A 23,797-nucleotide genomic window follows, 5' to 3' on the forward strand; every position below is an offset into this window, starting at 1 on the left:
TAGTTTGTCTTACGAAATTGTAAGATTGCTGTAAGTGGATTCGATGGGACGAAATGCGCGCATCCCCTACAATGTGAGTAGAAGCAAGGCAAGGGGGAATGCAGCATGAACCACCTTCCAATCCCATTAGGAAGAAACACCGACTTGTATGAAGTGGCGAGCATGCCTAAGAGCATGAAGAAGCTCGGTGTTCGTTGGAAAAAACGACTGCGTATCAGTTTTCTCGTGATCATGATGGCAGCCATCTTGGCACCGATCATGCTTGCGTGGACAGGGAATATATGGATAGATGAAAATAAGCTGGCTGCTGTTCAGCAATCCAACAGCTATGTAAAGTTGGACGAAATGCCTGATTATGTGTGGAAGGCGTTCGTTGCGATAGAGGATCATCGGTTTATGCAGCATCCAGGAGTGGACCCGATTGGATTGAGCCGCGCTATCTGGGTGGATATCAAGGAAGGTGCCTACGTGCAGGGCGGAAGTACAATCACCATGCAGTTGGCGCGGAACCTGTTTCTGACAAACGACAAAACGATGACCAGAAAAGTGAAGGAAGTTGCGATCGCTTTGCAATTGGAACAGCGATACAGCAAAAAAGAACTGCTCGAAATGTACCTCAACGTCATTTATTTCGGGCACGGAAAATACGGGATCGGCGAGGCTGTTCCCTTTTACTTCGGAAAAAAAGCAACAGAAACAGGGGATCGAGCGGTAACACTGGGAGAAGCGGCAATGCTGGCTTCTTTACCGAAAGGACCAGAGCGCTACTCACCGGTAAAGAACTGGGGCCGAGCCAAACAACGGCAGGAGGTAGTGCTGAATCGGATGAACGAATTGGCCGTGATCGACCAAAGCGAAAGTACATTGGCGAAGAACGAACAGATATCCGTTGTGCCTACTGTCAAACGCGCAGTGAAATAATCGAATGTGATGGAAAGTGACCAGTCCGCAGTTGATGCAGATTGGTCACTTGTTTGTTGAGGACTTCTTACGTCGTTCGGTTCACAGCCTTGCCCAGCGCATCTTCTAATACATGGGCATACTGCATGGTCGTCTCGATTTTGGAGTGCCCCAGCTGTGCTTGGAGCTGATGGGGGTCAGGGTTCAACCGAAGAAACTGTGTAGCAAAGCTGTGACGAAGCTTATGTACGGACAAATCGGGGATGCCGAATGCTTTCGCGTACTTTTTGACCAGCTTTTGGACAGACCGCACTTCTATGCGATGCCCATTCGGATTGGCAGGGGAAACAGCGAGAAAAACAGCGTCCTCTTGTGGGTCGGGATTGTATTTGTCACGCAGCTGCAAGTATTTGGCTAAGTACTCTTTGCCCCAGTCACTGAAAAAAGGAGCGTCTTCTTTCTTTCCTTTGCGGATCAATTTCAACTGGTTTTTTTCCATAATAATATCGGATAGATCGAGACTGACGATCTCTGACACACGGAAGCCACCGGATAAAATCATCGCGATCAAGGCAGTATCCCGGTCGCGGTTTTGCATGTGATACTGCTTCTTTTTTTCCGTATCGCAGTGAGCCAAATATCCGTTGTAGACAAAATCGACGAACTGATAGATTTCGTCGTCAATCAGGATTTTTGCCCGAATGGCATGGGCGCGTGCAAGGGGAGTCAGCTCCGTGATCTCCAGCTCGATTTTGGCGAGTACATTCCGCGTCAAATACGATTCCCCATTCTCATCCTCAGCAAGAGCAGACAAGTAATGAAAAAGCGATTTCAGGCTCGATATTTTTCTGCTGATGGTGCGGTCGCTGTACTCTTTCTTCGCGCTTTTGGTAGGGTTCGAGAGCAAAGCAGATCGCTCATACAGATGCGACTCCTGCAAGTATAATATGTAGCTTTCTACCGTTTCCTTCTTCAAGTCATTCAAATCGCTTAACGGAATGTCCTTCATATCCGTCGCGGTACTCAAACCTTCTGTCATCATCCAGCGAAAGAAAAAAGAGAAATCGCGGAGGTAGCCAAGCAAGGTGGAGGGTGAATTCTTTTTTGCTTTTTTATGCTCAATAAACTTTTCGACATACCAAGGGTAGGAGCCCACTGTTTGCAAAAGCTGCAAGGCATCGCGCTGTTTGGTAACGGACATGCTTTCACCACCAACATCTTTTTGTAAATCGTATACGAACATATATTCTATCAAAAACCAAACGTTCTGGGAATTGCAAATTGAACAAGAAACCGTCATGATGGGGAGTGTGGATAGATGTTGGACAAGAACGGAGTGGATTTGTAGTGGCAACATGGGACTTATCTCAGACGAGACATCACGTGTTGATTTGCAACGGTGGAAGCTGTATGCGCAAGGGCGGCGAAGAGGTTACGGTAGCGATACGTGAAGCAATTACCACCGCAGGCTTGGATGACTATGTACATACCACCCGCACGCGTTGCAACGGACGCTGTGAGGACGCATGCGTGATGATCGTGTACCCCGAGGGAATCTGGTACGAAAACGTGACGCCAGAAGATGCACAGCTGTTGGTGGAAGAGCATTTTCAAAACGGCAGACCAGTAGAGTCCTTGATGACGCATCGCTTTGAATCGAACGGTTTTGTGCGTACGATTGACAACAAGCCTGGCATCTTAAAATCACAAAAGGCAAAAAAATGAGGAAAGAGCCACGATCTGCTTATAGGAAGCAAGAGAGTGGTTTTTTCATTTTCGGGAGTCTACGAATATCGACAAAAGGAGAAAGTAGGAGAGATGACATTATGGAAAGGAAAATGATTGAAAACGTTAACAATATGTCTTTGTGATGTGGACGTTTTAAGTAAATGGTGGTAAAATGTCTGTAGATTAAGTTGATTTTATGCGAATTTTATCAAAATGATATGTCCATACAGTGTGAACAATTGTTTTTGTGGAACTTACTAATCGATGGCTGAATAATGGAGGGATTCTCGTTGGCGAGCAAAACACTTGAACACTTTTTACATGAAAATTTGGCAGATTTGAAGAGCAAGGGACTGTACAACGTCATTGATCCTTTGCAAAGCGCAAATGGTCCTGTCATTACGATTGCAGGAAAAGAACTGATCAACCTCTCCTCCAATAACTATCTGGGCCTGGCTACTGACCAACGCCTTGTGGACGCTGCGATCGCAGCAGCGAGCAAATACGGCGTAGGAGCAGGGGCTGTGCGCACAATCAATGGTACCTTGGACTTGCATGTGAAGCTGGAAGAAAAGCTCGCTGCCTTCAAGCATACGGAAGCTGCAATCGCTTACCAATCTGGCTTTAACTGCAACATGGCTGCGATCTCTGCTGTGATGGACAAGGACGATGCAATTCTTTCTGACGAATTGAACCACGCTTCCATTATTGATGGATGCCGCCTGTCACGTGCACAAATTATTCGGGTGAACCACTCCGATATCGATGACCTGCGTACGAAAGCGAAGGAAGCGAAAGAATCCGGCAAATATAAAAAACTGATGGTCATTACTGACGGCGTATTTTCGATGGATGGCGATGTTGCCAAGCTGCCGGAAATCGTAGAGGTAGCCGAAGAATATGACTTGATTACGTATGTAGACGATGCCCACGGCTCTGGTGTTCTCGGCAAAGGCGCAGGAACGGTTAAGCATTTTGGCCTGTCGGATAAAATCGACTTCCAGATCGGCACACTTTCCAAAGCAATTGGGGTAGTCGGCGGTTATGTCGCGGGACGCCAAGAGCTGATCGACTGGCTCAAAGTACGCAGCAGACCGTTCCTGTTCTCGACCTCGCTGACGCCAGCGGACGTGGCTGCTTCGATTGCGGCTATCGATATTTTGATGAACAGCACTGAGCTGCACGACAAGCTGTGGGATAACGGACATTACCTGAAAAAAGGCTTGAAAGAACTCGGCTTCAATATCGGGGAGAGCGAAACGCCTATTACTCCTTGCATTATTGGAGACGAACAGCAAACTCAAGAATTCAGCAAGCGATTGTATGAAGAGGGCGTGTATGCGAAAGCGATCGTGTTCCCGACTGTCCCAAAAGGAACTGGTCGTGTACGGAATATGCCAACAGCGGCGCATAGCAAGGAAATGCTGGATCGTGCCCTTAGCATCTACGAAAAAGTTGGGAAAGAAATGGGGATCCTGAAATGAAAAAAATTCTGGTAACCGGGGCGTTAGGACAAATTGGTTCCGAGCTCATCATGAAATTACGCGATATTTACGGAGCGGATCAAGTCATCGCTACAGATATCCGGAAAAACGAAGACGATCCTGTGGTGCAATCGGGTCCATTCGAAGTTCTTGATGTCACAGACGGGAACCGGATGTTTGAACTGGCGAAGAAACATGGCGTGGATACGATCATGCATTTGGCTGCCTTGTTGTCTGCAACAGCAGAAGCAAAGCCTCTCTTGGCGTGGAACTTGAATATGGGCGGGTTGGTTAACGCTCTGGAAGCAGCGCGTGAGTTGAACTGCCAGTTCTTTACACCGAGCTCGATTGGTGCATTTGGTCCGACTACCCCGAAGGACAACACGCCGCAGGACACGATTCAACGCCCTACGACCATGTATGGTGTAAATAAAGTTTCCGGTGAGTTGCTCTGCGATTACTATTATCAAAAATTTGGGGTAGATACGCGCGGTGTACGCTTCCCAGGTCTGATCTCGTATGTAGCGCCTCCGGGCGGTGGTACGACCGACTATGCAGTTGACATTTACTACAAGGCGATTCAGCATGGGGCGTATACGTCCTACATCGGCAAAGGCACGTACATGGATATGATGTATATGCCTGATGCGCTGAATGCGATTGTTTCCCTGATGGAAGCAGATGCCTCCAAGCTCATTCACCGCAATGCGTTCAACGTGACTGCGATGAGCATTGAGCCAGAAGATGTAGCAGCAGCGATTCGCAAACACATTCCTGAGTTTACGCTCTCTTATGAAGTCGACCCTGTGCGTCAGGCGATTGCCGATAGCTGGCCGAACTCGATTGATGCTACGGCTGCCATGCAAGAGTGGGGCTTCAAAGCGGAGTACGACTTGGACAAAATGACCGAGGACATGCTCGCAAAACTGCGGGGAAAGTTGCTCCAGCAAGTCGGATAAACGAATAGAGAAAAGGAAAACTGCTACTTCTTCTTGTGCGAGATGCGAGAGAGGTGGCAGTTTTTTTGAATGCCTTTCCTCTTCTAAGGGCACATTAACAAAGGATGCTTGGAGGAAAGGATGAACGAGATCGATGAGCAAAAAGGATTACATCCTTACGATTATTGAAAAATTCGAGAAACACAACGATATGATGCCAGAACGGTTGCAGGCTGTGATAAAAGAGGTGAAGCAGGATATTGAAAATGTCCCCGCAGAAGCCTTCTATTTGCAAACGAATGGGGTAGTGACACATTCTGCAACGAGTGGTGATTCTGAGCGTAACAACCCTCTATTTCGATTATCAGAAGTGTATTTCGATCTGAAAAAGCTCGCTGAGACAAATAGAGATACTCATCCAGATTTGATTTCAGCCATTACCCAGTATGAGGGCTTGCTGAACGAATCCGAGGGGTATTCTCCAGAGTAGCTAGCTCAAGCCAACGAAAAAGAGAGGGGGAGAGCCATGGACATGCAAAAAAACCTACATGGCAACCATTCGAAGCACGGCAAAGAAGGACAGGTCATCCAAAATCTTCCGGATGCGAAGGTCAGTAGTCCTGAGGAACAAACAATAGAGAGCTGGGGCTGGTCTAATAATACAGAGACCGTTCGAGATCGCTGACACATCGTAACAAATAAAACCTTCCGGAAGCGGGAAGGTTTTTCTTATTCCAAGATGCCATGACACACATAATATGAAAACCGTCCAAACGAGGACGGTTTTTTGGCTTACAGGAGCATTTGTTGTTGGGGCTGGTAAGCGTTAATCATCGTGTTCATCGTGTGATCGGCAAGCTGCGGAGCTTGGTAGTAGCCTTTGGCATTCATGTATTGCCAGGTTTCATAAGCCATTTGCTGGCAAGCATTTGCACCATTTACGTGATATTGGCGGATTCCTGGATCGACGCACTCAGCCGCCCAAAGCATGCCAATTGCCGAACCCGCTTTATGCCAGTTCAGCATGAGGGTAGCAATTGTCATATCTGACAAGCGGGTCGGGTGTGGGTTGGGAGCAGCCATCTGCGGGTTATTAAGACCAACTGCTGTAGGTTGTGCTACACGCAATTGAATAGGAGCTGGTGCAATGTTGAAACCTTTTCCTTGCAAGAGGCTAATCCCTTGCTGGTAGGCGTTCATGATTAATTGCTGATGTCTGTTAATGATGCCTGTTAATTGAGGGTCCTGTGCCATCTCGGCAAGTACACCGTGCATTTCAATCGCGGCGTGTTTGGAGCGGAGTGCTTCTTGTGTTTCCAAAAACTCATGAGCAGCAAATCGTTGCATAATGGCCTCCTGAAATTGAATTGGGTTACTGTCAACCTTTGATAGTGTTTGTATAGAATCAATGGATATTCAGGAAAAAAGTGGGGAAAGGGGATGTCAACCGGGCTCTAAAACATGTTTTCGTAGCCAGTGCGTGGTATCTCGATATTTTTTTGTCCAGCATTTTCATCGATTTTTCCGTCGTTTGTACCTTCCATGTAGTTGTCACTGACTTGTTCGTGTGTAATGGCGAGTCCTTGCTCTGTCAACGATTCACTTTTATAAAAGGACGGGTCGTACGTTTTGTCGGCGACCTCCTCGGCAGCTTTAAGCAAATCTTCATCGTTGTTTTTCATCGTGTTCCCTCCTGAAGTTAAAAGATAATCCAACGGACATTTTGCAAAGTGGTGCTAGCTTACGTATTCAGCCGAGTACGAATTGAAGCCTGCATGTACCGAAAGCAATGTATTTGCATAACCCACCAAACGATTGACTGTCTCATCTACCACTGCGTAGACCAGCGGATGCAGAGTAGGGTCATGCAGCTTTGGGTCATCGAAAATCACGGTGGTGTTGATAAACACATCCCGATTTCCAATCAAGTCGTAATGAATAAATACTTTCCCGCAAGCCCCTTCTGTCTGCGGATCTCGATATCCCGGCAAAAACAGATACCATTCCTCGGCTGTTGCAGAACGGAAATTTTTCGTGAAAGTGAGACCTTGGATAGCTTCCTCTGTTTTTCTTTTTAATTCAGGGCTCATCAAAATATCCGACAAGAATCTTTCCTCCTTCTGCTCCCTTTCAGTATGAAGAAAGGAGGGCAATCCCATGCAGAACACCAAAGATTGTCTAATAATCGTTTAAAGGAGGCAAACTACTGCTAACTTGCATGCTGGAGGGATCGCAATTGACTGAACAAAACAATCAGGAAGTGGAAAATAAAGAACTGAAAGTACTGGGGACGCACGCAGCAGGAAGCACCGATTTATTTGAGACGCGAAAAGCGGCGAAGGACGAAGTTGTCGAGGCGCCCAAACATCCTGGAGGCGCAGGCTCATCAGGAACTTACTAGGAGGATTTGCCTAGCCTAACAAAAAGAAGCGCCTCTGCCACGGCTATAGCCGGACGAGGGCGCTTCTTGCATGATTCTTACAGTTTTTCACGTGCATGTTTGAGGGTGATCGAATTGGCAATGGCTGTCCACATATCAGGTGATTCAGAGCCAACGTACCAGTACGCCAGTCCACCAATTTGCCATTGCAGACTAGCCTGAGCCTTGAGCCCAATCGACCGGCTTTCTTCCAGCCAAATCGTGTGTGTGACGCCTTGCTTTTGATACGTCGAACGGTATTGTCCAACTTTGTCGTCCCAGATTGTTTTTGCTCTGTATTGCGAGAGTAACTGGTATGACTGAGGGATGCTGATATCTGTCGATTTCAATGACCCATTCGATTGGTACCAGTCGCGTGTATAAAGAGGCATTCCGGCGATCAGCTTTTGGGTCGGAACCTCGTCAAGCAGGTCGGTAATGACTTTCGTAAACCAAGGCAAGGATGCTACGGAGCCTGCTTCTGACCCGCCTACCCAATGCTCTTCATAGGCCATTACTACCAAATAATCCGCGTGTTTTGCTAATTTAGCAAAATCAAAAGGATCGCTCCAGTCTGAATCACCATCAGGCGGTATATCTACAGATAGAACAGCACCTTTTGCGTGAAGAGCAGTCGCGAGCTCCTGGATAAACAAGGTGAAGTTGTTGCGATCCGCAGGGGAGAACCCTTCAAAATCGATGTTAATCCCATCTAACTGGTACTGTTCAATGAAGGAAGAAAGCTTTTGCACGGTTGCTTTTCGTTTATTGGGATCGGACAGCATGGCGTGAGTAGCGTCGGGATCGAATTTATTTCCGAATAGAGGCCACACCTGCTTGCCATTTGCCTGCGCCCAATGGACGAGTGAAGCATCCGTCAAGTCGCTAATCGTTCCGTCTTTTTGCAGGAAGTACCAACGTGGAGATAGCGTGTTGACTCCGCTTGTTTTGACCTGTGCAATGAACTCCTCTGTCGTGGATTGGTATTGCCATCCGAGAGAGACGAGCGGTTTTGCTGTAACGTTTTGCTTCTTGAGATTCTCCTGAATTCGATACAAAATAACAGCCGTTTCTTCTCTCGATAGTGCTTGAGTCGGACGGAAGTAGCCGTTGTAGCCAACCAACCATTTTTTCTCTATGGCGTGGCTGACTGAGGCCCGTGCCCAGCTGGAAATCGTATAGGCATCCTTCACGGACAACTGGTATGAAGGAGAAATGCTCTGCTCCAGTGCGCGTACGAGAAACGCAGCGGCCTCTTCGCGAGAGATCGTCCGCTTCGGAGCAAAAGTAGTAGGGCCGATGCCATTCGCAATGTTAAGTCCAGCAGCAGCTTGTACGTATCCGTATGCCCAAGAGTTTTTTTGGACATCCGAATAGGCTGCGACGTTGCTGGCCACCGGCTTAATACCGAGCGTGCGTGTGAGCATCGCAACAAACTCAGCACGCGTCACCGGGCGAGTTGGGTGAAAATACCCGTTTTCATCCCCAGCGATGACACCTGCCACCTGTAGCGAACGGATTTGCTCTTTCGCATAGCTGTTTGCGATATCTTTTAAATTTTTCGTCGATGCTGTGGATGCAGGGACTCCTATGGCAAAAGAGAGACCGTACACCAGAAAAGCAAAGGAGACTAACCAGATATGTATGTTTTGTTTTTTCATCATACATCCAGTATAAGGAGAGAGAACCATTCTTTCATTGGTCAGATTTTGGTAGAAACCTTGCAGGAGTGCTGGGGAACTCTTTTGTTGTAAACGCGATATGATATGATGGAGGAATAAGAATAGAGAGAATAAAGCGAGGCGGAGAGAAATGGAAGACGTACTGATTGTAGGCGGTGGGCCTTGTGGACTGGCAGCGGCAATAGCCTGCAAGCGAGCTGGACTTGATCCCATCATTATTGAAAAAGGGGCGCTTGTCCATTCGATTTATCGCTACCCGACCTATATGATTTTTCATAGCACACCTGATTTACTGGAAATCGGAGGTGTGCCTTTTGCAACGGCGAACGACAAGCCGACCAGACAGGAGGCACTCAATTACTATAGATTGGTAGCAGCACGAGAAAAATTGCGCGTGAACGTATATGAAACGGTGACAGGTGCGAAGAAGACGCCAGTTGGCTTTCAAATCACGACCACAGACCGATTCGCCAAAACACATACGTACGAAGCGAAAAACTTGGTGATCGCCACAGGTTACTTTGACAATCCGAATCGACTACATGTACCAGGTGAGGAGTTGCCGAAGGTTTCGTCCTTCTACAAGGAAGCACATCCGTACACTGGGCTTGCAGTAGCGGTAGTAGGGGGAAACAACTCTGCTGTTGACGCGGCAATGGAACTGGAGCGGGCTGGAGCAGCAGTAACGGTGATTTGCCGCCGAACGGAGCTATCTGACAAGGTCAAGGCATGGACAAGACCTGTTTTTGAGAGTCTGATCAAAAAAGGACGCATCCAGATGCTGTTCGGTGCAACAGTCGAGAGCATTGAGGAGCGTTCCATCAAGGTGAAAACAGGGGAGGAAGTCATTACGCTTGCCAATGACCATGTGTTTTCTTTGATTGGATACCGTCCTGATCGTACCTTCCTTCATTCGTTAGGGGTTATGATTGACGAGGAAACGGGAATACCAGCGCATCATCCCGAGACGATGGAGACGAACATTCCAGGTCTCTATATAGCGGGAGTCATTGCGGCGGGCCATCACGCGAACGCCATTTTTATTGAAAATGGAAGGTTTCATGGTGAAGGTATCGCCCGCCACATTGCCTCTCATAGAGAGTAGTAGCTGTTATTGATTAGAACTGCCACTCCAATTGTCTGCCTCCGATGAGGTGGTAGTGCAGATGGAAGACGGTTTGTTGTCCGTGTTTGCCAATGTTGGTTACGATTCGAAAGCCATCCTCTGTCACGCCCATTGTTTCTGCTACTTTTTGCAGCGACAGATGGAGGTGACCGATCAGCTCCTTGTCCTCAGGCTCGATAGCCAGAACGGATTGAATATGTTTTTTCGGAATCATCAGGACGTGAACAGGGGCAACAGGATTAATGTCGTGAAAAGCCAGTACATGCTCGTCCTCATACACTTTTTTAGACGGAATGTCTCCGTTTACAATTTTGCAAAATAAGCAGTCCATAGGGCTATACATCCTTTCTAAAATGATAGATTGTAAAGCCTACTTCGTCATGCGTGTAGGCTTTCCCTGTTTTTTACTCTGGAAAAGTCCGTTCCAAAAACTGAAGAACCTCACGCCAAGAGTGCTCGGATGCGTAGGCGTTGTTTTTGGGCGTACCACCATTGAGCTGCGTGCGTGTAGTCGGTATGTAAGGAAAGCGGATCCCGTGTCCTGTATCCGCGTAACGCAAATGCACTACCGAATGAGCAAACTGATGGTCCTTTAACCGCTCAACCATTTGCTCGCAATGCTCTGCTGCTGGCCACCAGTGATCGTCATCCGAGGAGAGGAAGAGGATCGGACCATTGATTTTTTCAACCGGAATTTCGGTATCCTCTAACCACTCACAAGCAACCCATGCTTCGGCATGGATATGATCAATACGTTGACCAGCGTCGAGCCGCTCCTGCGAGACTTTTGTCTGCTCCTCTGTCCATGGCACGAATGGAAGAGGCTCTCCTTGAAATGACCAAGAGGATTGTGGGGAGAACGTATCTGATCCAGTGAATGCTTTATCTGTACCGATACTAACTGTAGAGCTGGGACTTGAAGCAATAACAGCATGTACATGTTGCTCGAGCGATGCTGTGACTAATGCCAATTCTGCTCCTTTGGAGCGTCCGAATAACGTGATTTTCTCAGGGTGTACGGCGGGCTGCTGCTGTAGCCAATGAATGGCTCGCTGAACATATTCGATCGGGATCTGGCGGATATCGTCAGGAAGATCATTGCATTGGAAGTAAGCGAGTGCTAGCGCCGGATAGTCGTGAGAGGCGAACAAAGCTGCGAATTGTGAACAGGAACCGATTCCACCTTCGCTTCCACCAAGTACGACAATGGCGGGTCTTTGCTCCGTGTGAGGTTTTGAGAAATACAGACCGACTAGCCCGTTGTCTGTCACTTTCTGAATCGATACGTCACGAGAGACAAAAATACGTTTCACAACGGCTTTCGCTACGGGTTTATCGTAGACTTCTGCCGTTAATTCAATCTCAGTGGAGCGTGGGGTGAACTGAAAGTCGTCAAGAGAATAGGCATGATAAAAGCGCATGGTTTGGACATTCATCGACCAGAAAAGCCCCATCGGATCAATTCCCTCATAAGTACCAAATAAAGGAGCTTGGGAAACCAAATCCACCGAGCCATTTTCGTCTGCTTGGAATATAGCATGTGATGATGCAGTCAAATCTCCTCCAGGCAACCCATTTTTCAGAGTGGCATGAAGGGTGATTAATTGATTGGGGATAAACCCGCTCAGGGTGATATGGACAGGAACATCTATTAAGGCTGTCCCAGGCGTAACTTCAATTTGTGGAAGCATCATTTTTGTCAACACTCCTTCCAGATTGCGGGAACACTTGACACAGTCATTATAGTAGAATGAATAAAAGTTCGCCGGGACGAAATGTGACGGTATGGTTAACTTGACTTCTCGTCTGTGATGTAACTATAATCATTACAACGAAAGGGTGACTACGTATGAAAATCAGCAGCCGGTTCTCTATTGCGGTTCACATCTTATCACTGCTTTCCATTGATTCTAATTCGCATTGCACTTCCGAATGGATCGCAGGTAGTGTGAATACGAATCCGGTCGTGATCCGACGTGTGCTGGGGCTGTTGAAGAAGGCTGGGCTCGTGAACGTACGTGCCGGAGCTGGCGGCGCGTCTCTCGCCAAGGAATTGGATCAAATCACGCTTCTTGAGATTTACCGTGCAGTCGATGTCGTGGAGGAAGGGCAACTTTTTCACATCCATGAGCAACCGAACCCCGATTGTCCAGTGGGAGCGAATATACAGTTTGTGCTGGAGTTGATTTTGATCCGTGCGCAGAATGCCATGGAGGATATTTTGGGCGGAGTGAAAATGTCCGAGCTCGTAGATAACCTGCGTCAAAAAATAACCGAAAAAGCGCAGTAAGAATAAAAATGCCCTTGCGTAAGCGAGGGCATTTTTACGAGAAAGGAGTGCCCGCATCCATTTTTCAAATATTTCATGAATCCAGGTCAAATGGGGCGGGATGTTTCTTTTTCATGATGAAGCAGCCAGCGTTTGCGCGAAAGTCCTCCTCCGTAACCTCCCAAATCACCATTGGAGTTGATGACCCGGTGACAAGGAATGACAATCGCTAACTGATTCGCGCCATTTGCTTGCGCGACAGCACGAAAGGCACTTGGTTTCCCAATAGCTGCTGCAACCTCAGAATAGGATGAAGTTCGACCGGGGGGGATCGATTGTAACTGCTCCCAGACCATCCTTTGAAAAGGCGATCCGCACAAAAACAAAGGCGTTGCAAATTGTGTGAGCTTTCCGTCAAAATACTCCTCTAACTCACGTTCAATGGAACGGATTGGCGCTGTGGAACCAGGGATAATCGCTGACTTCGTTCTTTGTCTAAGACGTTCAACTTCTCGTTCCAAGCCGCGGCGATCAATGAATTCAAGTAAATATAGCGCTTCTTCATCTGCGATTGCTATCATGGGACCGAGTCGCGTATCCAGCCACGATGCCTTTAAGATATGATGATCTCCGAGAAGAGTAGGGGCTGCCCCCATGATTCGTGAAAATGCGTCTCGAAAACCACTGCTGGACTCGTAACCGGTAGATAGTTGGGCATCGATGATGGCTTTTCCTTCTCTGATTTCTTTTAGTGCAATCCCCATACGCCGCGCCCTTGCATACTCGACGAACGTCATGCCAAAACGTTTTTTGAATTGGCGTCGCGCTGTTGCAGCGTCCACGGATAATCTTTGAAAGTCTTTTTCCGTCCAGCGCTGCTCGGGGTTTTCTTCTACAGCGTTTACTAGCAGACGCACGAGCTCTGAGACATGATTGGGATGTGAAAGTGGACGGCAGCGTTGGCAGGGCCGGAAGGAAGCCAGGAGTGCTTGTTTGGCATGATCAAAAAACTCACAATTAACAAACTTAGGTTTTCTTGCTGGACATGTCGGGCGACAGAATACGCCAGTTGTCTTGACTCCAACAAAAAAGACACCTTCATATTCAGAATTTTTATCCAGTAACGCCTGATAATACTCGGACTTCATCTCGGCCGTTATCATTCGGTTCCCCCTCCATTTTTATGTTTTCATTTTACCGCTCGCCAAAAACGACTGCAGCCGAAAATCGTACATTGATTTTTTCTTGTTCCTTCACTATGAAGTCATGAGGGCGAAGGCTGGACAGGATTTAAGCTGGAATTAGCCTGAAAATATAGATATAATAAAAGTATTCAGAAATAGGCAAGAAACCGACAACGGCGTCGGTTGCGTATTGAATGAAGAGTAGTTGGCACGTCCGTTCACTGGTGATCGGGAGGTGGAGTATTGCGTCAGCATTATCGAGTCATCATCATAGACGACGACCCCATAACACGTATGGACCTGGTCGAGATGTTGCAAGAGCAGGGATATAACGTCGTAGCTGAAGGAAAAAACGGCAAAGAGGCCGTTCGATTGACGCAAATGTGGAACCCGCATCTCATTATTATGGATGTGAAAATGCCAATTATGGACGGTTTGACAGCGACTGGGATTATCCGAGAGCATTCGGACGCGGCTATCCTTCTCTTGACTGCTTACAGTCAAAAGGACATGGTCATGCAAGCCAAAGCAAAAGGGATATGTGCCTATCTGGTCAAACCCGTCATGGAGGAAGAACTGCTACCGGCAGTGGAGTTCGTGCTTGCGGGTAAACAATGAACGCAAAAAAGTGAATCGTATGAAGAGCAACGGCGCTTGGACCAAGGCGAGCATTTCGTCTTATGTTTCGAAGCGCTTTTTTTCGTTCTATTAGATAGAGTTTACGGAAATTTGAAAAGAAAGTGAGTGAAGCTAGAGATGAAATTGGCTTGCGTTGTACGTAAACAGCATTACCAGTTTACTTCGGTTCGTGATGTATTGGCAAAAGCCAGTGAAGAAAAGTCTGGCGATCACATGAGTAAACTAGCAGCCAATTCCGCACTGGAGCGGATGGCGGCCAAAGTCGTATTAAGTGAAATGCAACTGCGAGATATATATGAAAATCCCGTCATTCCGTACGAAAAAGACGAAGTGACGCGGATCATTTATGATGATATCAATCTCTCCATTTACGATGAGATCAAAAATTGGACAGTAGGGGAGCTGCGGGAGTACATCTTGTCGTTTTCCACAGGAATGCCTGAGCTGACACGAATTAGTCGTGGGCTGACCAGCGAGATGATTTCCGCTACGGCGAAGCTGATGTCCAGTATTGACCTGGTTATGGCTTCACAAAAAATGAAGCATCAAGCCTACTGCAACACACTCATTGGCGAGCCGGGAAGACTGGCGTTCCGCTGCCAGCCGAATCACCCAATCGATGATCCCGATGGCATTTTGGCTTCGATGAAGGAAGGCTTGTCCTATGGATCAGGCGACGCTGTCATTGGAATTAACCCCAATAATGATTCCGTTGAAAGCGTTACCAAGCTCTTGAAAATGACACATGATTTCATGCAAAAGTGGGAAATTCCTACGCAAAACTGCGTACTGGCTCACATCACGACTCAGATGCAGGCTCTTCGCGGCGGAGCGCCCATTTCTCTGATGTTCCAAAGTCTGGCAGGCTCACAACGAGCGAATGATGCGTTTGGCGTAAACAAGGAGATTTTGGATGAGGCAATGGATTTGATGCTCCGAAAAGGCACAGCTTCGGGACCAAACGTCATGTATTTTGAGACAGGGCAAGGCTCCGAAGTGTCGCTGGACTCCCATGAAGGTGTCGATATGCAGACGCTGGAAGCGCGTACGTACGGTTTTTGCCGTCACTGGAAGCCGTTTATGGTCAATAACGTTTCTGGCTTTATTGGACCAGAAACACTCTATGATGGCAGACAGATGATTCGTGCCGATCTGGAGGACTTGTTCATGGGCAAGCTGCATGGTTTGCCGATGGGAATCGCTCCGACTTATACGAACCACATGTACGCGGATCAGAATGACCAGGAGATTGCAGGGATGCTGACGACCTTGGCAGGGGCGAATTTTTATATGGGCGTACCAGGTGGGGACGATGTCATGCTCAGTTACCAGGACACGAGCTATCACGATGACGCCAGCTACCGTGAGCTCTTGGGACTGCGACCTCTCCGGGAATTTGAGAAATGGATGGAAAAAATGGGCCTTATGGAAAATGGTCGTTTGACAGAGCGCGCAGGCGATTTAACCATTTTTGACTAACGAGCGGGGAGGGAAGCAAGATGAAACAGATCAATATGGAAGACTTGGTCCAGCGCGTAATCGATGAGCTGTCCAAAAAAGGCCAAGGAGTTATTCATTTTCCAGAGCAAAAGCAATGCGGAGTCAAGAACCCAAACAATCCAGAAGCATTGGAGCTAGCGATGAAACGAACGCCGGCTCGCATCGGAATCGGGCGTGCGGGTACCCGAATGAAGACGGGAAGCTACCTCCAATTTCGGATTGATCAAGCAGCAGCACGCGATGCGGTCATGAAAACGATCAGTCCAGAGCTGATCGAGAGTCTGCAGCTACCTGTCCTCCATTCAAGAGCGACGAGCATGGAAGAGTATTTAATGAACCTCGACTCCGGACGGATGCTATCGGATGAGTCCGCTCGCTGGCTGGAGCAGAATGGGGATAAAAACAAAGATGTGCAAATCGTCATTTCGGACGGACTGAGCACGTCTGCATGTGAGGCGACCATTCCAGATCTCTTGCCTGCATTGATGCAGGGGCTGTCCATGCGAAGCATCAGCGTTGGGAAACCAGTGTTTATTCACAAGGGTCGCGTTTGGATTCAGGACCAGGTCGCGTCCATCGTCAATTGCAAGGTCGTCATTTCCTTGATCGGGGAGCGACCGGGGCTTGCGACGGCAGAAAGTCTCAGTGCTTACATGATTTACAAACCGGATGCCAATACGGTAGAATCGGATCGTACGGTTATTTCTAATATTCATAAGGGTGGCACGCTTCCGATTGAGGCAGGTGCTTACCTTGCAGAGCTTTTGGAGGAAATTTTGAAGTACCAGGCGAGTGGAGTAAAATTATCACAGCTTCGGGCGATTAACGGGTAGATTCCCACTGGCGCTTCCTCCTGTCTTGCACTAGAATACATAGAAGATAACCAATTTCTATGAGGAGTTGCTACGCATGACGGAGCCAAACCAAAACGAAAAAGAAACCACAGAGCAAAAGCCTGGGAAGATCAGCCTGCAAGAGGCGATGAAGCGCAAACTGGCAGAGAAGAAACAAGCGCAAGCACAGGCCAATAACCCATTGAATCAAAAGGCGAAAAATCAAACGATGAAAAGCCAGCTCACCAAAAAACCAAACAATCAACGCAGACGTATGGGCGTATAGTTTCGAATGAAGCAAGGCAAAAAGGAATGTGCAGCAACTTTAGGCTGCAGATTCCTTTTTTGTATGATCATTCATACGGGAGTGATCTTCAAATTTTTAAAAGGTATCGATGAACCAACTAAGCTGGCGAGAAGAAAAAGCACAGGGCTCGTAGACCTTGACAACGCCTACCCAGTCGGAACTTCAAGAAGGGGACCCGCTTGTCGAACACTTCTCCTCTGAGAAACTTCCGCCCGTAGGGTGGCTTTGGCTCGATGGTCCCCTTTTTGAAGTGGAGACGTCCAGTCAATCCCCCATGCTGGCGTGTCAGAGTCGAAGAGAACTGTGCTTTTTCTTCTCCTCCACTATGTTGACTCAAAAAAATGGAGGCGTTCATGAAGGTAGAACGGCTACTCGCTATTGTCATCATGCTGTTGAATAAGCGTCGTGTGAGCGCTCGTGAACTATCCGACCACTTTGAAGTATCCTTGCGTACAGTCTATCGGGATTTGGAAACCATTAATGCAGCCGGCATTCCGATCGTCGCGTACCCTGGGGCAAGCGGCGGATACGAGATCATGGAGAATTTTACGATCGATCGGCAATATTTATCCTTGGACGAGCTGGTCGCGGTAATCGCTGCGTTAAAAGGGGTTCATTCCTCTACAGACGACAAGCAAATCGGACAGCTTCTGGAAAAAATAAAAGCGTTGCTCACCACTGCACCATCCTCACTGCAAGGAAGTTCACATCCCGTTGTTTATGACTTTAATCCATGGGGTAGTACACCTGCGATTGCCGAAAAAGTAAACAAGCTGCGGGAAGCCATCGAGAAGAGACATCGTGTGCGAATCACTTATACGAAAATGCAAGGCGATGCGACAGAGCGCATCATTGAGCCTGTCACACTGATTATCAAAGGCTATGTGTGGTATGTGTATGGCTATTGTTTACAGCGGCAGGAAGATCGTCTGTTTCGCTTGTCACGGATTGCAGACATGTCCGTGCTGACAGAGGAGTTTTCCCCGCGCCCGTATCAAATAGACAAACTGGAATGGCTCGAATCATGGGATACGGCAGAGCGTATTTCTCTTGTCCTTGAATTTGCTCCGCGTGTGCATGTAAGGGTACGAGATATGTTTGGGCCAGAAACGATAGAGACCATGCAGGATGGCTCCTTGCTCGTACGGACGATGATGACAGACGATGAATGGTTAAATGGTATGCTGCTTAGCTTTGGCGATGCCTTGTGTGTACATGAACCTGCGTATGTTAGACAGAGAATTGGGGACACGGTAAAAAGAATGACGAAACTTTATGAATAAACGTTGGAACGTTGACAGATAGTTGTCAGGGTATGGTCGTTATACTGAGTCATGTAAACAAACTCATACAGGAGCGTGGATAATGATGAACCCAACGATTGTCAAACTGGATGAAATGCGTGTAGCAGGCTTGCAAATTCGGACAACCAATGAGGCGGAGTGCGGACCGAATGCGAAAATTGGGGGACTATGGCAGCGCTATTATCAAGAAGAGCATCCCTTCAAAACTCCCCATCAAAAAGAGCCGGGTGTTGTTCTGGGGGTGTACTCCGATTACGACAGTGACGAGACCGGTGAGTACTCCTTGTTAGTAGGAACCGTTGTAGAAACAAACGGTGAGCTTCCTGCTGAGCTTACAGTCAAGACCCTGCCGGCTTCTACTTACGCTGTATTTACGACTCGCGTAGGACCGATGGTAGAGGTTGTGATGGAGGCCTGGGCGAAGGTGTGGGAGTGGTCCCATCAACCGGGGAACAAGCGAACATTTACCGGAGATTTCGAACGATATGACGGAGTGCGCTGCGCTGATGCCAACAACGCACAAGTGGATTTGTACATCGCGATCGCAGAAGAATAATAGTACAGCATCTCATCCATGCAGTCGTAGTCGATCAGGCTACGACTGTTTTGCTTTTTTCCATGATTTCTTCACAAGTTTCGTTTACTCTAGAGGAAGAGTGGCAGAGGGGAGTCATACAGACGAATGGATTGGATAACCAATATAGAAGCCCTGGCAGAGTGGATTCGCTCTTTGGGGATGCTGGGGATTGTCGGTAGTATTTTATTGAACATCGTGATCAGTGTGGCGGGTGTATTGCCGTCCATTTTTTTATCGGGTGCGAACGCAGTCGTGTTCGGCTTGTACGGAGGGTTCTTGATTTCCTTAACGGGAGAGGTGGTTGGGGCTTGCATAGCCTTCTTTCTTTACCGCTACACGATCAAAAAAGCAGATCGAAACGAAAAGCTAAAATCATTCAAATGGGTACATACCATCAATGGAACGACGAGTTTTCGCAAGTGCCTTGCCATCGTTTTGCTCAGGATAAATCCGCTGATGCCTTCAGGTGTAATCAATTTAGGCGCGGCTATGACGAATATCACCTTCGTGCAATTTTTGGTGGCGACCTTGCTAGGAAAAGTGCCGTCGATGGTTTTTGAAACATTCGTCGGTCATGATCTGATTACTTTTGGTGAAAACAAGTTTCGCTTGCTCTTTGCCTTGCTGGCAGGCGCTCTCGTCTTTTTTCTTTTCTGGAAAAAAGGAAAGGATCAAACACAAGAGGAGTAGGGAGGATTTACATGTCTACCATTTTGCTAGTCGATGATGAGCCGCAAATCTTAGAAATATTGTCCTCCTATTTGCAAAAGGAAGGATATCATGTCCTGACCGCCCAAACAGGCAAGGAAGCAGTCGAAATGGCCACGACGATTTCATTGACCTGTATCATTTTGGATCTGATGCTTCCTGATTTGAGTGGGGAAGAAGTCTGCGTCCAAATTCGCAAAGAGTCGCGTGTCCCGATTTTGATGCTAACAGCGAAAAGTGGAGAGGCGGATCGGATTCGCGGGCTTACGATTGGCGCTGATGACTATTTAATCAAGCCTTTTAGCCCGAGAGAACTTGTAGCCCGTGTTCGAGCCGTTATGCGTCGTGCGGGCGATTATTCAACACTCTCCGATTTCGTTGAAGTGGGCGACTTGACCATATCAATGAATGAGAAGAGAGTCATGAGAAAGGGAGTCGCTTTGGAGGTTACGCCAAATGAATACCGCTTGCTCACAACGCTTATCCGTTATCCGGGGAGGACGTGGGGCAGGGAGGAACTCGTGCGTGAGGTCATGGGCTTTGATTTCGATGGATACGATCGAACCATTGATACGCATATCAAAAATCTTCGCCAAAAGATAGAGGCAGACCCGAAGCAACCGGAGTATATCAAGACGGTGTATGGATTGGGCTATCGCTTTGACGATCCCATGAAGAAGTGAGGCCACAATGAAGCATATTTGGGTAAAGCTCGCCTTTGTGATCATGACAGTCGGTGCTTGCGCTGTTCTTTTTTCCTCGTTGTTGTCCGTAAAGGAAATGGATGTTCATTTTTCCATGTATGCCAATGAAGTGAGGAATCAGCATAACCAGGAAATATCGCGTGTCGCACTCCAGGCGTATCAGGACAATCAAGGCTGGGGAGCGGAAGCCTATCATAAGCTTGAAGCGGTTTCTGAGGTCTTGGGATTGCATATCACACTCCTCGATCAACAGCAACAAGTACAAAACGAATGGGGCAAGCGGCCAGTCCATACGAGCAATTACAGTGTAGACAAGATTCCCCTTGTCAGTAAGGGAGTCATGATCGGGCAACTGGTGATTAGCCATGATGATCGCAGTGCGTATATGACATTGGAAAGTCATTTTCAATGGGCGCATAAAAACACAACATTGTGGACAATGGCTGTGCTGCTTATCCTGGTCATTATCATCAGCATACCACTCGCCCGGACTATGGTGCGTCCTGTCGTACAAGTGAGTACCGCAGCACAACGAGTCGCGCGAGGCAATCTGTCGATACGTGTACCGGAACCTCGTGGCAAGGATGAAGTTACGTCATTGGTCGCTGCCTTTAACAACCTGGTCCAAAGTCTTGAGCATCAGGAGGAGCTGCGCAAGCGACTGACCTCCGATATTGCCCATGAATTGCGAACTCCGTTGAACACCTTGTTGGCGCAAGTAGAGGGGATGATCGATGGCATATGGGAAGCGACTCCCAAAAATCTCGAAAGCACGAGGTCTGAGGTACTGCGGTTGAGCCGTCTCGTCCGCGATTTAGATCAGGTGATCCAGGTAGAGTCGGGCTCCTTGCAAATGCGCAGTGAAGAGGTGGAACTGCGTGAGGTTGTCAAAGAAGTCACCGAGTCGATGAGTGCGACGTTTGCCCGTGCCCAAGTGAATTTTCACTTCAAAGGAGATCACGTTGCCTGGATCAAAGGGGACAGGCAGCGACTGGCGCAAATCGTGGCCAATTTGTTGACGAATGCCTGCAAGTATACTCCAGCGGGTGGAGAAGTCGTAGTTACAGTGGACAAACCGAGTACGATGGTCCGGTTGCAAGTAAAGGACAACGGCACGGGTATCGACCAAAAGGATCTCCCGTACGTATTTGAGCGTTTTTATCGGGGAGATCGCTCGCGAGCAAGGGAACGCGGTGGAGCAGGATTGGGGTTGACGATTGTGAAAGGGATTGGGGAGGCGCACAAGGGAATCATCTCGTTGGATAGTAGAGTGGGTGAGGGAACGACCATCACGATTTTGTTTCCGTCACAAGCTTATGAAGGCGAAAAGTAAGCCTAACCCGTATCGTTCTCGCAGCACATCGTTTATCATAGGAAGAGAATTTGAATATTCGATACAAAGAGGGAGAGCACATGTTTGATTGGACTACCATGGGAGCATTTTTGGCTGTTGTGATCGGCCTCTTTTTAATTCCGGGTCCCGCTGTTCTGTTAACTGCGACGCGTACCGTCCAGGGAGGCCGTAAAGCGGGGATAATGGCTGGGCTGGGCATTGCTACAGGCGATTTCATTCATACGATTTTTGCTGCAGTCGGTTTGTCCGCGATATTGATGACATCTGCATGGGCATTCAATCTCGTAAAATTTGCGGGAGCGGCTTATTTGGTCTATTTAGGTGTTCGGGCCATGCTTGAAAAACCATCTGACCCAGAGCTGCCAAAAGTAACACCGTTGCCTCCGCTGCAATCGTATGGGCAAGCTATCCTCGCAGAAGTTTTGAATCCGAAGACGGCATTGTTCTTTCTGGCGTTTCTGCCACAATTCGTACATCCGGAGCGTGGGGGAGCCATTTACCAATTCCTTGTCCTGGGACTGATATTCGCTATCTTGGGGTTCTTTTACACCGCATTGATTGCGATCAGCATCAGACCACTTGGGCATATGGTGAAGCGAATTTCCTGGCTGGGTCGCTGGAGTGGCAAGATCGTAGGTTCTGTTTACATCTTATTGGGCTTAAAAGTAGCACTGCAAGAAAGATAAAGAAATGAGTCGGGAAGACAGTCTTCCCGGCTTTTTTATTGTATGTTTACGGCTATTAGGTACTTTTTAGTGCCTATGATACTTGAAAGTACGTACTTCCTACCAAGTGAGGCATGAGACATAATAGCATTCAGAACCAACATATTCGCCAATCATGATAAGTAAGGGCCCTGCTTTGTGAACGGCAAGAAAAATTAAGGGAGGATACAACTCAGATGAGCACAATTACATCCAATGTGAAGCAGCAAGCAACTGGTGCCAAAAACTCCACTCTTGCTTTACTTGCTCTCGCAATCAGCGCATTCGGTATCGGGACTACTGAATTTGTTATCGTCGGTTTGTTGTCTACAGTCGCACAGGATTTGGAAGTAACCATTACCTTAGCAGGACTTCTTATTTCTGGATATGCATTAGGGGTAGCTGTTGGAGCTCCGATTATTACAGCACTCACAAGTCGAATTCCACGCAAAGCGCTACTCATGCTTTTGATGATTGTCTTTGTTGTCGGAAACAGCGCGGCAGCCTTGTCGAGTAGTTTTACACTTTTAATCATTGCCCGTTTCTTTACCGCGTTTTCTCATGGGGTATTTTTCTCCATCGGTTCGACGATTGCAGCCGATCTGGTGCCAGAAAACAAGCGCGCCAGTGCGATTGCTACCATGTTTACGGGTCTGACTGTCGCAACTGTTACAGGCGTACCTTTGGGAACGTTTATTGGACAAATGTTTGGATGGAGAGCGACTTTTTGGGGAGTGGCCATTCTTGGCGTAATTGCACTTATCTCGACAGCGATTCTGGTACCAAGCAATTTGAAAAAAGCTAAGCCTGCTTCCATTAAAGACCAAGTGAAAATAATCACAAACTTGCCATTGTTGCTTGTCTTTGCGATTACGGCTCTTGGCTACGGCGGTACCTTCGTAACCTTTACATTCTTAGGTCCGATTCTAGAAGAAATCACAGGTTATCAGGCGAGTGCCGTCAGTCTGATTCTGCTCGTCTATGGGATTGCGGTAGCGATTGGAAATACGGTCGGAGGAAAAGCGGCCGACAAGAATCCGATAAAAGCGCTGCGTTGGATGTTTATCATTCAGGCGATCATTTTGGTCATTCTCACGTTTACTGCGCCTTTCAAATGGGTGGGAACCCTCACGATTATGCTGATGGGCCTCTTGGCCTTTATGAACGTACCAGGCTTGCAAGTATATGTCGTGCAGCTGGCTGAAAAATACGTGCCAAGTGCTGTTGATGTAGCTTCTGCGATTAACATTGCGGCATTCAATCTCGGCATTGCGATAGGAGCGTTCGTGGGAGGAATCATCGTCGATACCATTGGACTGATTCATACACCATGGGTCGGCGGAGTGATGGTGTTAGGTGCAGCATTACTGACGGTGATCAGCAGCAAGCTGGAAAAAGCTCGTCGCTAATTGTACAAAGACGGCGGATGGATGAAAG

Annotated in this window: 28 protein-coding genes; 20 read left to right on the forward strand and 8 right to left on the reverse strand. The window is 47.8% G+C overall.

Features of this window, described 5'->3' with window-relative positions; translation table 11 throughout:
- Positions 1 to 105: 105 nt before the first annotated feature.
- On the forward strand, positions 106 to 921 hold the full coding sequence (locus HP567_RS16640; RefSeq protein ID WP_173609410.1) for a transglycosylase domain-containing protein: 816 nt from the start codon (positions 106 to 108) through the stop codon (positions 919 to 921).
- A gap of 67 nt (positions 922 to 988) precedes the next feature.
- Here HP567_RS16640 and xerS read toward each other — a convergent pair whose 3' ends face one another.
- On the reverse strand, positions 989 to 2,101 hold the full coding sequence (gene xerS / locus HP567_RS16645; RefSeq protein ID WP_173609409.1) for a tyrosine recombinase XerS: 1,113 nt from the start codon (positions 2,099 to 2,101) through the stop codon (positions 989 to 991).
- A gap of 146 nt (positions 2,102 to 2,247) precedes the next feature.
- On the opposite strand from xerS, the gene HP567_RS16650 reads away from it, so the two are divergent.
- From HP567_RS16650 to HP567_RS16670, 5 genes are all read left to right on the forward strand, one after another.
- Positions 2,248 to 2,625 carry a (2Fe-2S) ferredoxin domain-containing protein gene (locus tag HP567_RS16650; protein WP_173609408.1) on the forward strand — a complete coding sequence of 126 codons (378 nt, stop codon included), beginning with the start codon at positions 2,248 to 2,250 and terminating at the stop codon, positions 2,623 to 2,625.
- 293 nt (positions 2,626 to 2,918) lie between these two features.
- Entirely contained in the window at positions 2,919 to 4,112 is a 1,194-nt protein-coding gene (locus tag HP567_RS16655; RefSeq protein WP_173609407.1) for a glycine C-acetyltransferase, read from the forward strand.
- Positions 4,109 to 5,071 (forward strand): L-threonine 3-dehydrogenase, encoded by a 963-nt coding sequence (locus HP567_RS16660; RefSeq protein ID WP_048032750.1) that lies wholly within the window; start codon positions 4,109 to 4,111, stop codon positions 5,069 to 5,071. Before HP567_RS16655 ends, HP567_RS16660 begins: the two co-directional genes overlap by 4 nt.
- Positions 5,072 to 5,204: 133 nt before the next feature.
- Positions 5,205 to 5,540 (forward strand): hypothetical protein, encoded by a 336-nt coding sequence (locus HP567_RS16665; RefSeq protein WP_173609406.1) that lies wholly within the window; start codon positions 5,205 to 5,207, stop codon positions 5,538 to 5,540.
- A 36-nt stretch (positions 5,541 to 5,576) separates the two neighbouring features.
- A complete protein-coding gene (locus HP567_RS16670) occupies positions 5,577 to 5,735 on the forward strand; it encodes a hypothetical protein (protein ID WP_173609405.1) in 159 nt (52 codons plus the stop codon).
- 107 nt (positions 5,736 to 5,842) lie between these two features.
- Here the strand turns inward: HP567_RS16670 and HP567_RS16675 are convergent, their stop codons facing one another.
- The 3 genes from HP567_RS16675 to HP567_RS16685 all read right to left on the reverse strand — a co-directional run bounded on the left by HP567_RS16675 (position 5,843) and on the right by HP567_RS16685 (position 7,155).
- A complete protein-coding gene (locus HP567_RS16675) occupies positions 5,843 to 6,397 on the reverse strand; it encodes a spore coat protein (RefSeq protein ID WP_173609404.1) in 555 nt (184 codons plus the stop codon).
- Positions 6,398 to 6,504: 107 nt separating this feature from the next.
- Complete coding sequence (locus HP567_RS16680) at positions 6,505 to 6,732, reverse strand: YozQ family protein (RefSeq protein WP_173609403.1); 228 nt, start codon at positions 6,730 to 6,732, stop codon at positions 6,505 to 6,507.
- A gap of 54 nt (positions 6,733 to 6,786) precedes the next feature.
- Entirely contained in the window at positions 6,787 to 7,155 is a 369-nt protein-coding gene (locus HP567_RS16685; protein ID WP_047069110.1) for a hypothetical protein, read from the reverse strand.
- Positions 7,156 to 7,286: 131 nt separating this feature from the next.
- Between HP567_RS16685 and HP567_RS16690 the strand changes: the two genes are divergently transcribed.
- On the forward strand, positions 7,287 to 7,451 hold the full coding sequence (locus HP567_RS16690; protein ID WP_173609402.1) for a hypothetical protein: 165 nt from the start codon (positions 7,287 to 7,289) through the stop codon (positions 7,449 to 7,451).
- 77 nt (positions 7,452 to 7,528) lie between these two features.
- Here HP567_RS16690 and HP567_RS16695 read toward each other — a convergent pair whose 3' ends face one another.
- The gene (locus HP567_RS16695; RefSeq protein WP_229088046.1) at positions 7,529 to 9,133 is read right to left on the reverse strand and encodes a glycosyl hydrolase family 18 protein; all 1,605 of its coding nucleotides are present in this window, start codon (positions 9,131 to 9,133) and stop codon (positions 7,529 to 7,531) included.
- A 148-nt stretch (positions 9,134 to 9,281) separates the two neighbouring features.
- Here HP567_RS16695 and HP567_RS16700 point away from each other — a divergent pair, with 148 nt between their 5' ends.
- Positions 9,282 to 10,256, forward strand: coding sequence for a YpdA family putative bacillithiol disulfide reductase (locus HP567_RS16700; protein WP_173609400.1), 975 nt, complete (start codon positions 9,282 to 9,284; stop codon positions 10,254 to 10,256).
- Between the two features lie 13 nt (positions 10,257 to 10,269).
- Here the strand turns inward: HP567_RS16700 and HP567_RS16705 are convergent, their stop codons facing one another.
- Positions 10,270 to 10,608, reverse strand: coding sequence for a histidine triad nucleotide-binding protein (locus HP567_RS16705; protein WP_173609399.1), 339 nt, complete (start codon positions 10,606 to 10,608; stop codon positions 10,270 to 10,272).
- A gap of 73 nt (positions 10,609 to 10,681) precedes the next feature.
- Complete coding sequence (locus HP567_RS16710) at positions 10,682 to 11,971, reverse strand: acyl-CoA thioesterase/bile acid-CoA:amino acid N-acyltransferase family protein (RefSeq protein WP_173609398.1); 1,290 nt, start codon at positions 11,969 to 11,971, stop codon at positions 10,682 to 10,684.
- Between the two features lie 155 nt (positions 11,972 to 12,126).
- On the opposite strand from HP567_RS16710, the gene HP567_RS16715 reads away from it, so the two are divergent.
- Positions 12,127 to 12,567: an Rrf2 family transcriptional regulator gene (locus HP567_RS16715; RefSeq protein WP_173609397.1), complete on the forward strand. Its 441-nt coding sequence runs from the start codon at positions 12,127 to 12,129 to the stop codon at positions 12,565 to 12,567.
- 86 nt (positions 12,568 to 12,653) lie between these two features.
- On the opposite strand, the gene HP567_RS16720 is transcribed toward HP567_RS16715, so the two are convergent.
- Positions 12,654 to 13,709 carry a bifunctional transcriptional activator/DNA repair enzyme AdaA gene (locus tag HP567_RS16720; RefSeq protein ID WP_173609396.1) on the reverse strand — a complete coding sequence of 352 codons (1,056 nt, stop codon included), beginning with the start codon at positions 13,707 to 13,709 and terminating at the stop codon, positions 12,654 to 12,656.
- A gap of 264 nt (positions 13,710 to 13,973) precedes the next feature.
- On the opposite strand from HP567_RS16720, the gene HP567_RS16725 reads away from it, so the two are divergent.
- From HP567_RS16725 to HP567_RS16775, 11 genes are all read left to right on the forward strand, one after another.
- Positions 13,974 to 14,348, forward strand: coding sequence for a response regulator (locus HP567_RS16725; protein WP_173609395.1), 375 nt, complete (start codon positions 13,974 to 13,976; stop codon positions 14,346 to 14,348).
- Positions 14,349 to 14,486: 138 nt separating this feature from the next.
- Positions 14,487 to 15,848: an ethanolamine ammonia-lyase subunit EutB gene (locus HP567_RS16730; protein WP_173609394.1), complete on the forward strand. Its 1,362-nt coding sequence runs from the start codon at positions 14,487 to 14,489 to the stop codon at positions 15,846 to 15,848.
- A gap of 20 nt (positions 15,849 to 15,868) precedes the next feature.
- Positions 15,869 to 16,702 carry an ethanolamine ammonia-lyase subunit EutC gene (gene eutC / locus HP567_RS16735; RefSeq protein ID WP_173609393.1) on the forward strand — a complete coding sequence of 278 codons (834 nt, stop codon included), beginning with the start codon at positions 15,869 to 15,871 and terminating at the stop codon, positions 16,700 to 16,702.
- A gap of 76 nt (positions 16,703 to 16,778) precedes the next feature.
- On the forward strand, positions 16,779 to 16,988 hold the full coding sequence (locus tag HP567_RS16740; protein ID WP_047069123.1) for a hypothetical protein: 210 nt from the start codon (positions 16,779 to 16,781) through the stop codon (positions 16,986 to 16,988).
- Positions 16,989 to 17,362: 374 nt separating this feature from the next.
- A complete protein-coding gene (locus HP567_RS16745; protein ID WP_173609392.1) occupies positions 17,363 to 18,292 on the forward strand; it encodes a helix-turn-helix transcriptional regulator in 930 nt (309 codons plus the stop codon).
- An 82-nt stretch (positions 18,293 to 18,374) separates the two neighbouring features.
- Positions 18,375 to 18,869, forward strand: coding sequence for a GyrI-like domain-containing protein (locus HP567_RS16750; protein ID WP_173609391.1), 495 nt, complete (start codon positions 18,375 to 18,377; stop codon positions 18,867 to 18,869).
- Between the two features lie 126 nt (positions 18,870 to 18,995).
- Positions 18,996 to 19,580 (forward strand): TVP38/TMEM64 family protein, encoded by a 585-nt coding sequence (locus HP567_RS16755; protein ID WP_173609390.1) that lies wholly within the window; start codon positions 18,996 to 18,998, stop codon positions 19,578 to 19,580.
- Positions 19,581 to 19,591: 11 nt separating this feature from the next.
- On the forward strand, positions 19,592 to 20,281 hold the full coding sequence (locus tag HP567_RS16760; RefSeq protein WP_173609389.1) for a response regulator transcription factor: 690 nt from the start codon (positions 19,592 to 19,594) through the stop codon (positions 20,279 to 20,281).
- Between the two features lie 7 nt (positions 20,282 to 20,288).
- Positions 20,289 to 21,635 carry a sensor histidine kinase gene (locus HP567_RS16765; RefSeq protein WP_173609388.1) on the forward strand — a complete coding sequence of 449 codons (1,347 nt, stop codon included), beginning with the start codon at positions 20,289 to 20,291 and terminating at the stop codon, positions 21,633 to 21,635.
- 80 nt (positions 21,636 to 21,715) lie between these two features.
- Complete coding sequence (locus HP567_RS16770; protein WP_173609387.1) at positions 21,716 to 22,342, forward strand: LysE family translocator; 627 nt, start codon at positions 21,716 to 21,718, stop codon at positions 22,340 to 22,342.
- A 215-nt stretch (positions 22,343 to 22,557) separates the two neighbouring features.
- On the forward strand, positions 22,558 to 23,769 hold the full coding sequence (locus HP567_RS16775) for an MFS transporter (RefSeq protein ID WP_173609386.1): 1,212 nt from the start codon (positions 22,558 to 22,560) through the stop codon (positions 23,767 to 23,769).
- The last annotated feature ends 28 nt before the right edge of the window (positions 23,770 to 23,797 follow it).

Origin of the sequence: Brevibacillus sp. M2.1A, assembly GCF_013284355.2 — a bacterium.
Classification (GTDB): Bacteria; Bacillota; Bacilli; order Brevibacillales; family Brevibacillaceae; genus Brevibacillus.

What these genes read in the sequence shown, in the direction of transcription:
- HP567_RS16715 (WP_173609397.1), top strand. Translation starts at nt 12,127, where the DNA reads ATGAAAATCAGCAGCCGGTTCTCTATTGCGGTTCACATCTTATCACTG.
- xerS (WP_173609409.1), bottom strand. Translation starts at nt 2,101, where the DNA reads ATGTCCGTTACCAAACAGCGCGATGCCTTGCAGCTTTTGCAAACAGTG.
- HP567_RS16700 (WP_173609400.1), top strand. Translation starts at nt 9,282, where the DNA reads ATGGAAGACGTACTGATTGTAGGCGGTGGGCCTTGTGGACTGGCAGCG.
- HP567_RS16675 (WP_173609404.1), bottom strand. Translation starts at nt 6,397, where the DNA reads ATGCAACGATTTGCTGCTCATGAGTTTTTGGAAACACAAGAAGCACTC.
- HP567_RS16660 (WP_048032750.1), top strand. Translation starts at nt 4,109, where the DNA reads ATGAAAAAAATTCTGGTAACCGGGGCGTTAGGACAAATTGGTTCCGAG.
- HP567_RS16755 (WP_173609390.1), top strand. Translation starts at nt 18,996, where the DNA reads ATGGATTGGATAACCAATATAGAAGCCCTGGCAGAGTGGATTCGCTCT.
- HP567_RS16750 (WP_173609391.1), top strand. Translation starts at nt 18,375, where the DNA reads ATGATGAACCCAACGATTGTCAAACTGGATGAAATGCGTGTAGCAGGC.
- HP567_RS16770 (WP_173609387.1), top strand. Translation starts at nt 21,716, where the DNA reads ATGTTTGATTGGACTACCATGGGAGCATTTTTGGCTGTTGTGATCGGC.
- eutC (WP_173609393.1), top strand. Translation starts at nt 15,869, where the DNA reads ATGAAACAGATCAATATGGAAGACTTGGTCCAGCGCGTAATCGATGAG.
- HP567_RS16745 (WP_173609392.1), top strand. Translation starts at nt 17,363, where the DNA reads ATGAAGGTAGAACGGCTACTCGCTATTGTCATCATGCTGTTGAATAAG.
- HP567_RS16710 (WP_173609398.1), bottom strand. Translation starts at nt 11,971, where the DNA reads ATGATGCTTCCACAAATTGAAGTTACGCCTGGGACAGCCTTAATAGAT.
- HP567_RS16760 (WP_173609389.1), top strand. Translation starts at nt 19,592, where the DNA reads ATGTCTACCATTTTGCTAGTCGATGATGAGCCGCAAATCTTAGAAATA.
- HP567_RS16680 (WP_173609403.1), bottom strand. Translation starts at nt 6,732, where the DNA reads ATGAAAAACAACGATGAAGATTTGCTTAAAGCTGCCGAGGAGGTCGCC.
- HP567_RS16670 (WP_173609405.1), top strand. Translation starts at nt 5,577, where the DNA reads ATGGACATGCAAAAAAACCTACATGGCAACCATTCGAAGCACGGCAAA.
- HP567_RS16695 (WP_229088046.1), bottom strand. Translation starts at nt 9,133, where the DNA reads ATGATGAAAAAACAAAACATACATATCTGGTTAGTCTCCTTTGCTTTT.
- HP567_RS16665 (WP_173609406.1), top strand. Translation starts at nt 5,205, where the DNA reads ATGAGCAAAAAGGATTACATCCTTACGATTATTGAAAAATTCGAGAAA.
- HP567_RS16775 (WP_173609386.1), top strand. Translation starts at nt 22,558, where the DNA reads ATGAGCACAATTACATCCAATGTGAAGCAGCAAGCAACTGGTGCCAAA.
- HP567_RS16765 (WP_173609388.1), top strand. Translation starts at nt 20,289, where the DNA reads ATGAAGCATATTTGGGTAAAGCTCGCCTTTGTGATCATGACAGTCGGT.
- HP567_RS16640 (WP_173609410.1), top strand. Translation starts at nt 106, where the DNA reads ATGAACCACCTTCCAATCCCATTAGGAAGAAACACCGACTTGTATGAA.
- HP567_RS16730 (WP_173609394.1), top strand. Translation starts at nt 14,487, where the DNA reads ATGAAATTGGCTTGCGTTGTACGTAAACAGCATTACCAGTTTACTTCG.
- HP567_RS16705 (WP_173609399.1), bottom strand. Translation starts at nt 10,608, where the DNA reads ATGGACTGCTTATTTTGCAAAATTGTAAACGGAGACATTCCGTCTAAA.
- HP567_RS16740 (WP_047069123.1), top strand. Translation starts at nt 16,779, where the DNA reads ATGACGGAGCCAAACCAAAACGAAAAAGAAACCACAGAGCAAAAGCCT.
- HP567_RS16720 (WP_173609396.1), bottom strand. Translation starts at nt 13,709, where the DNA reads ATGATAACGGCCGAGATGAAGTCCGAGTATTATCAGGCGTTACTGGAT.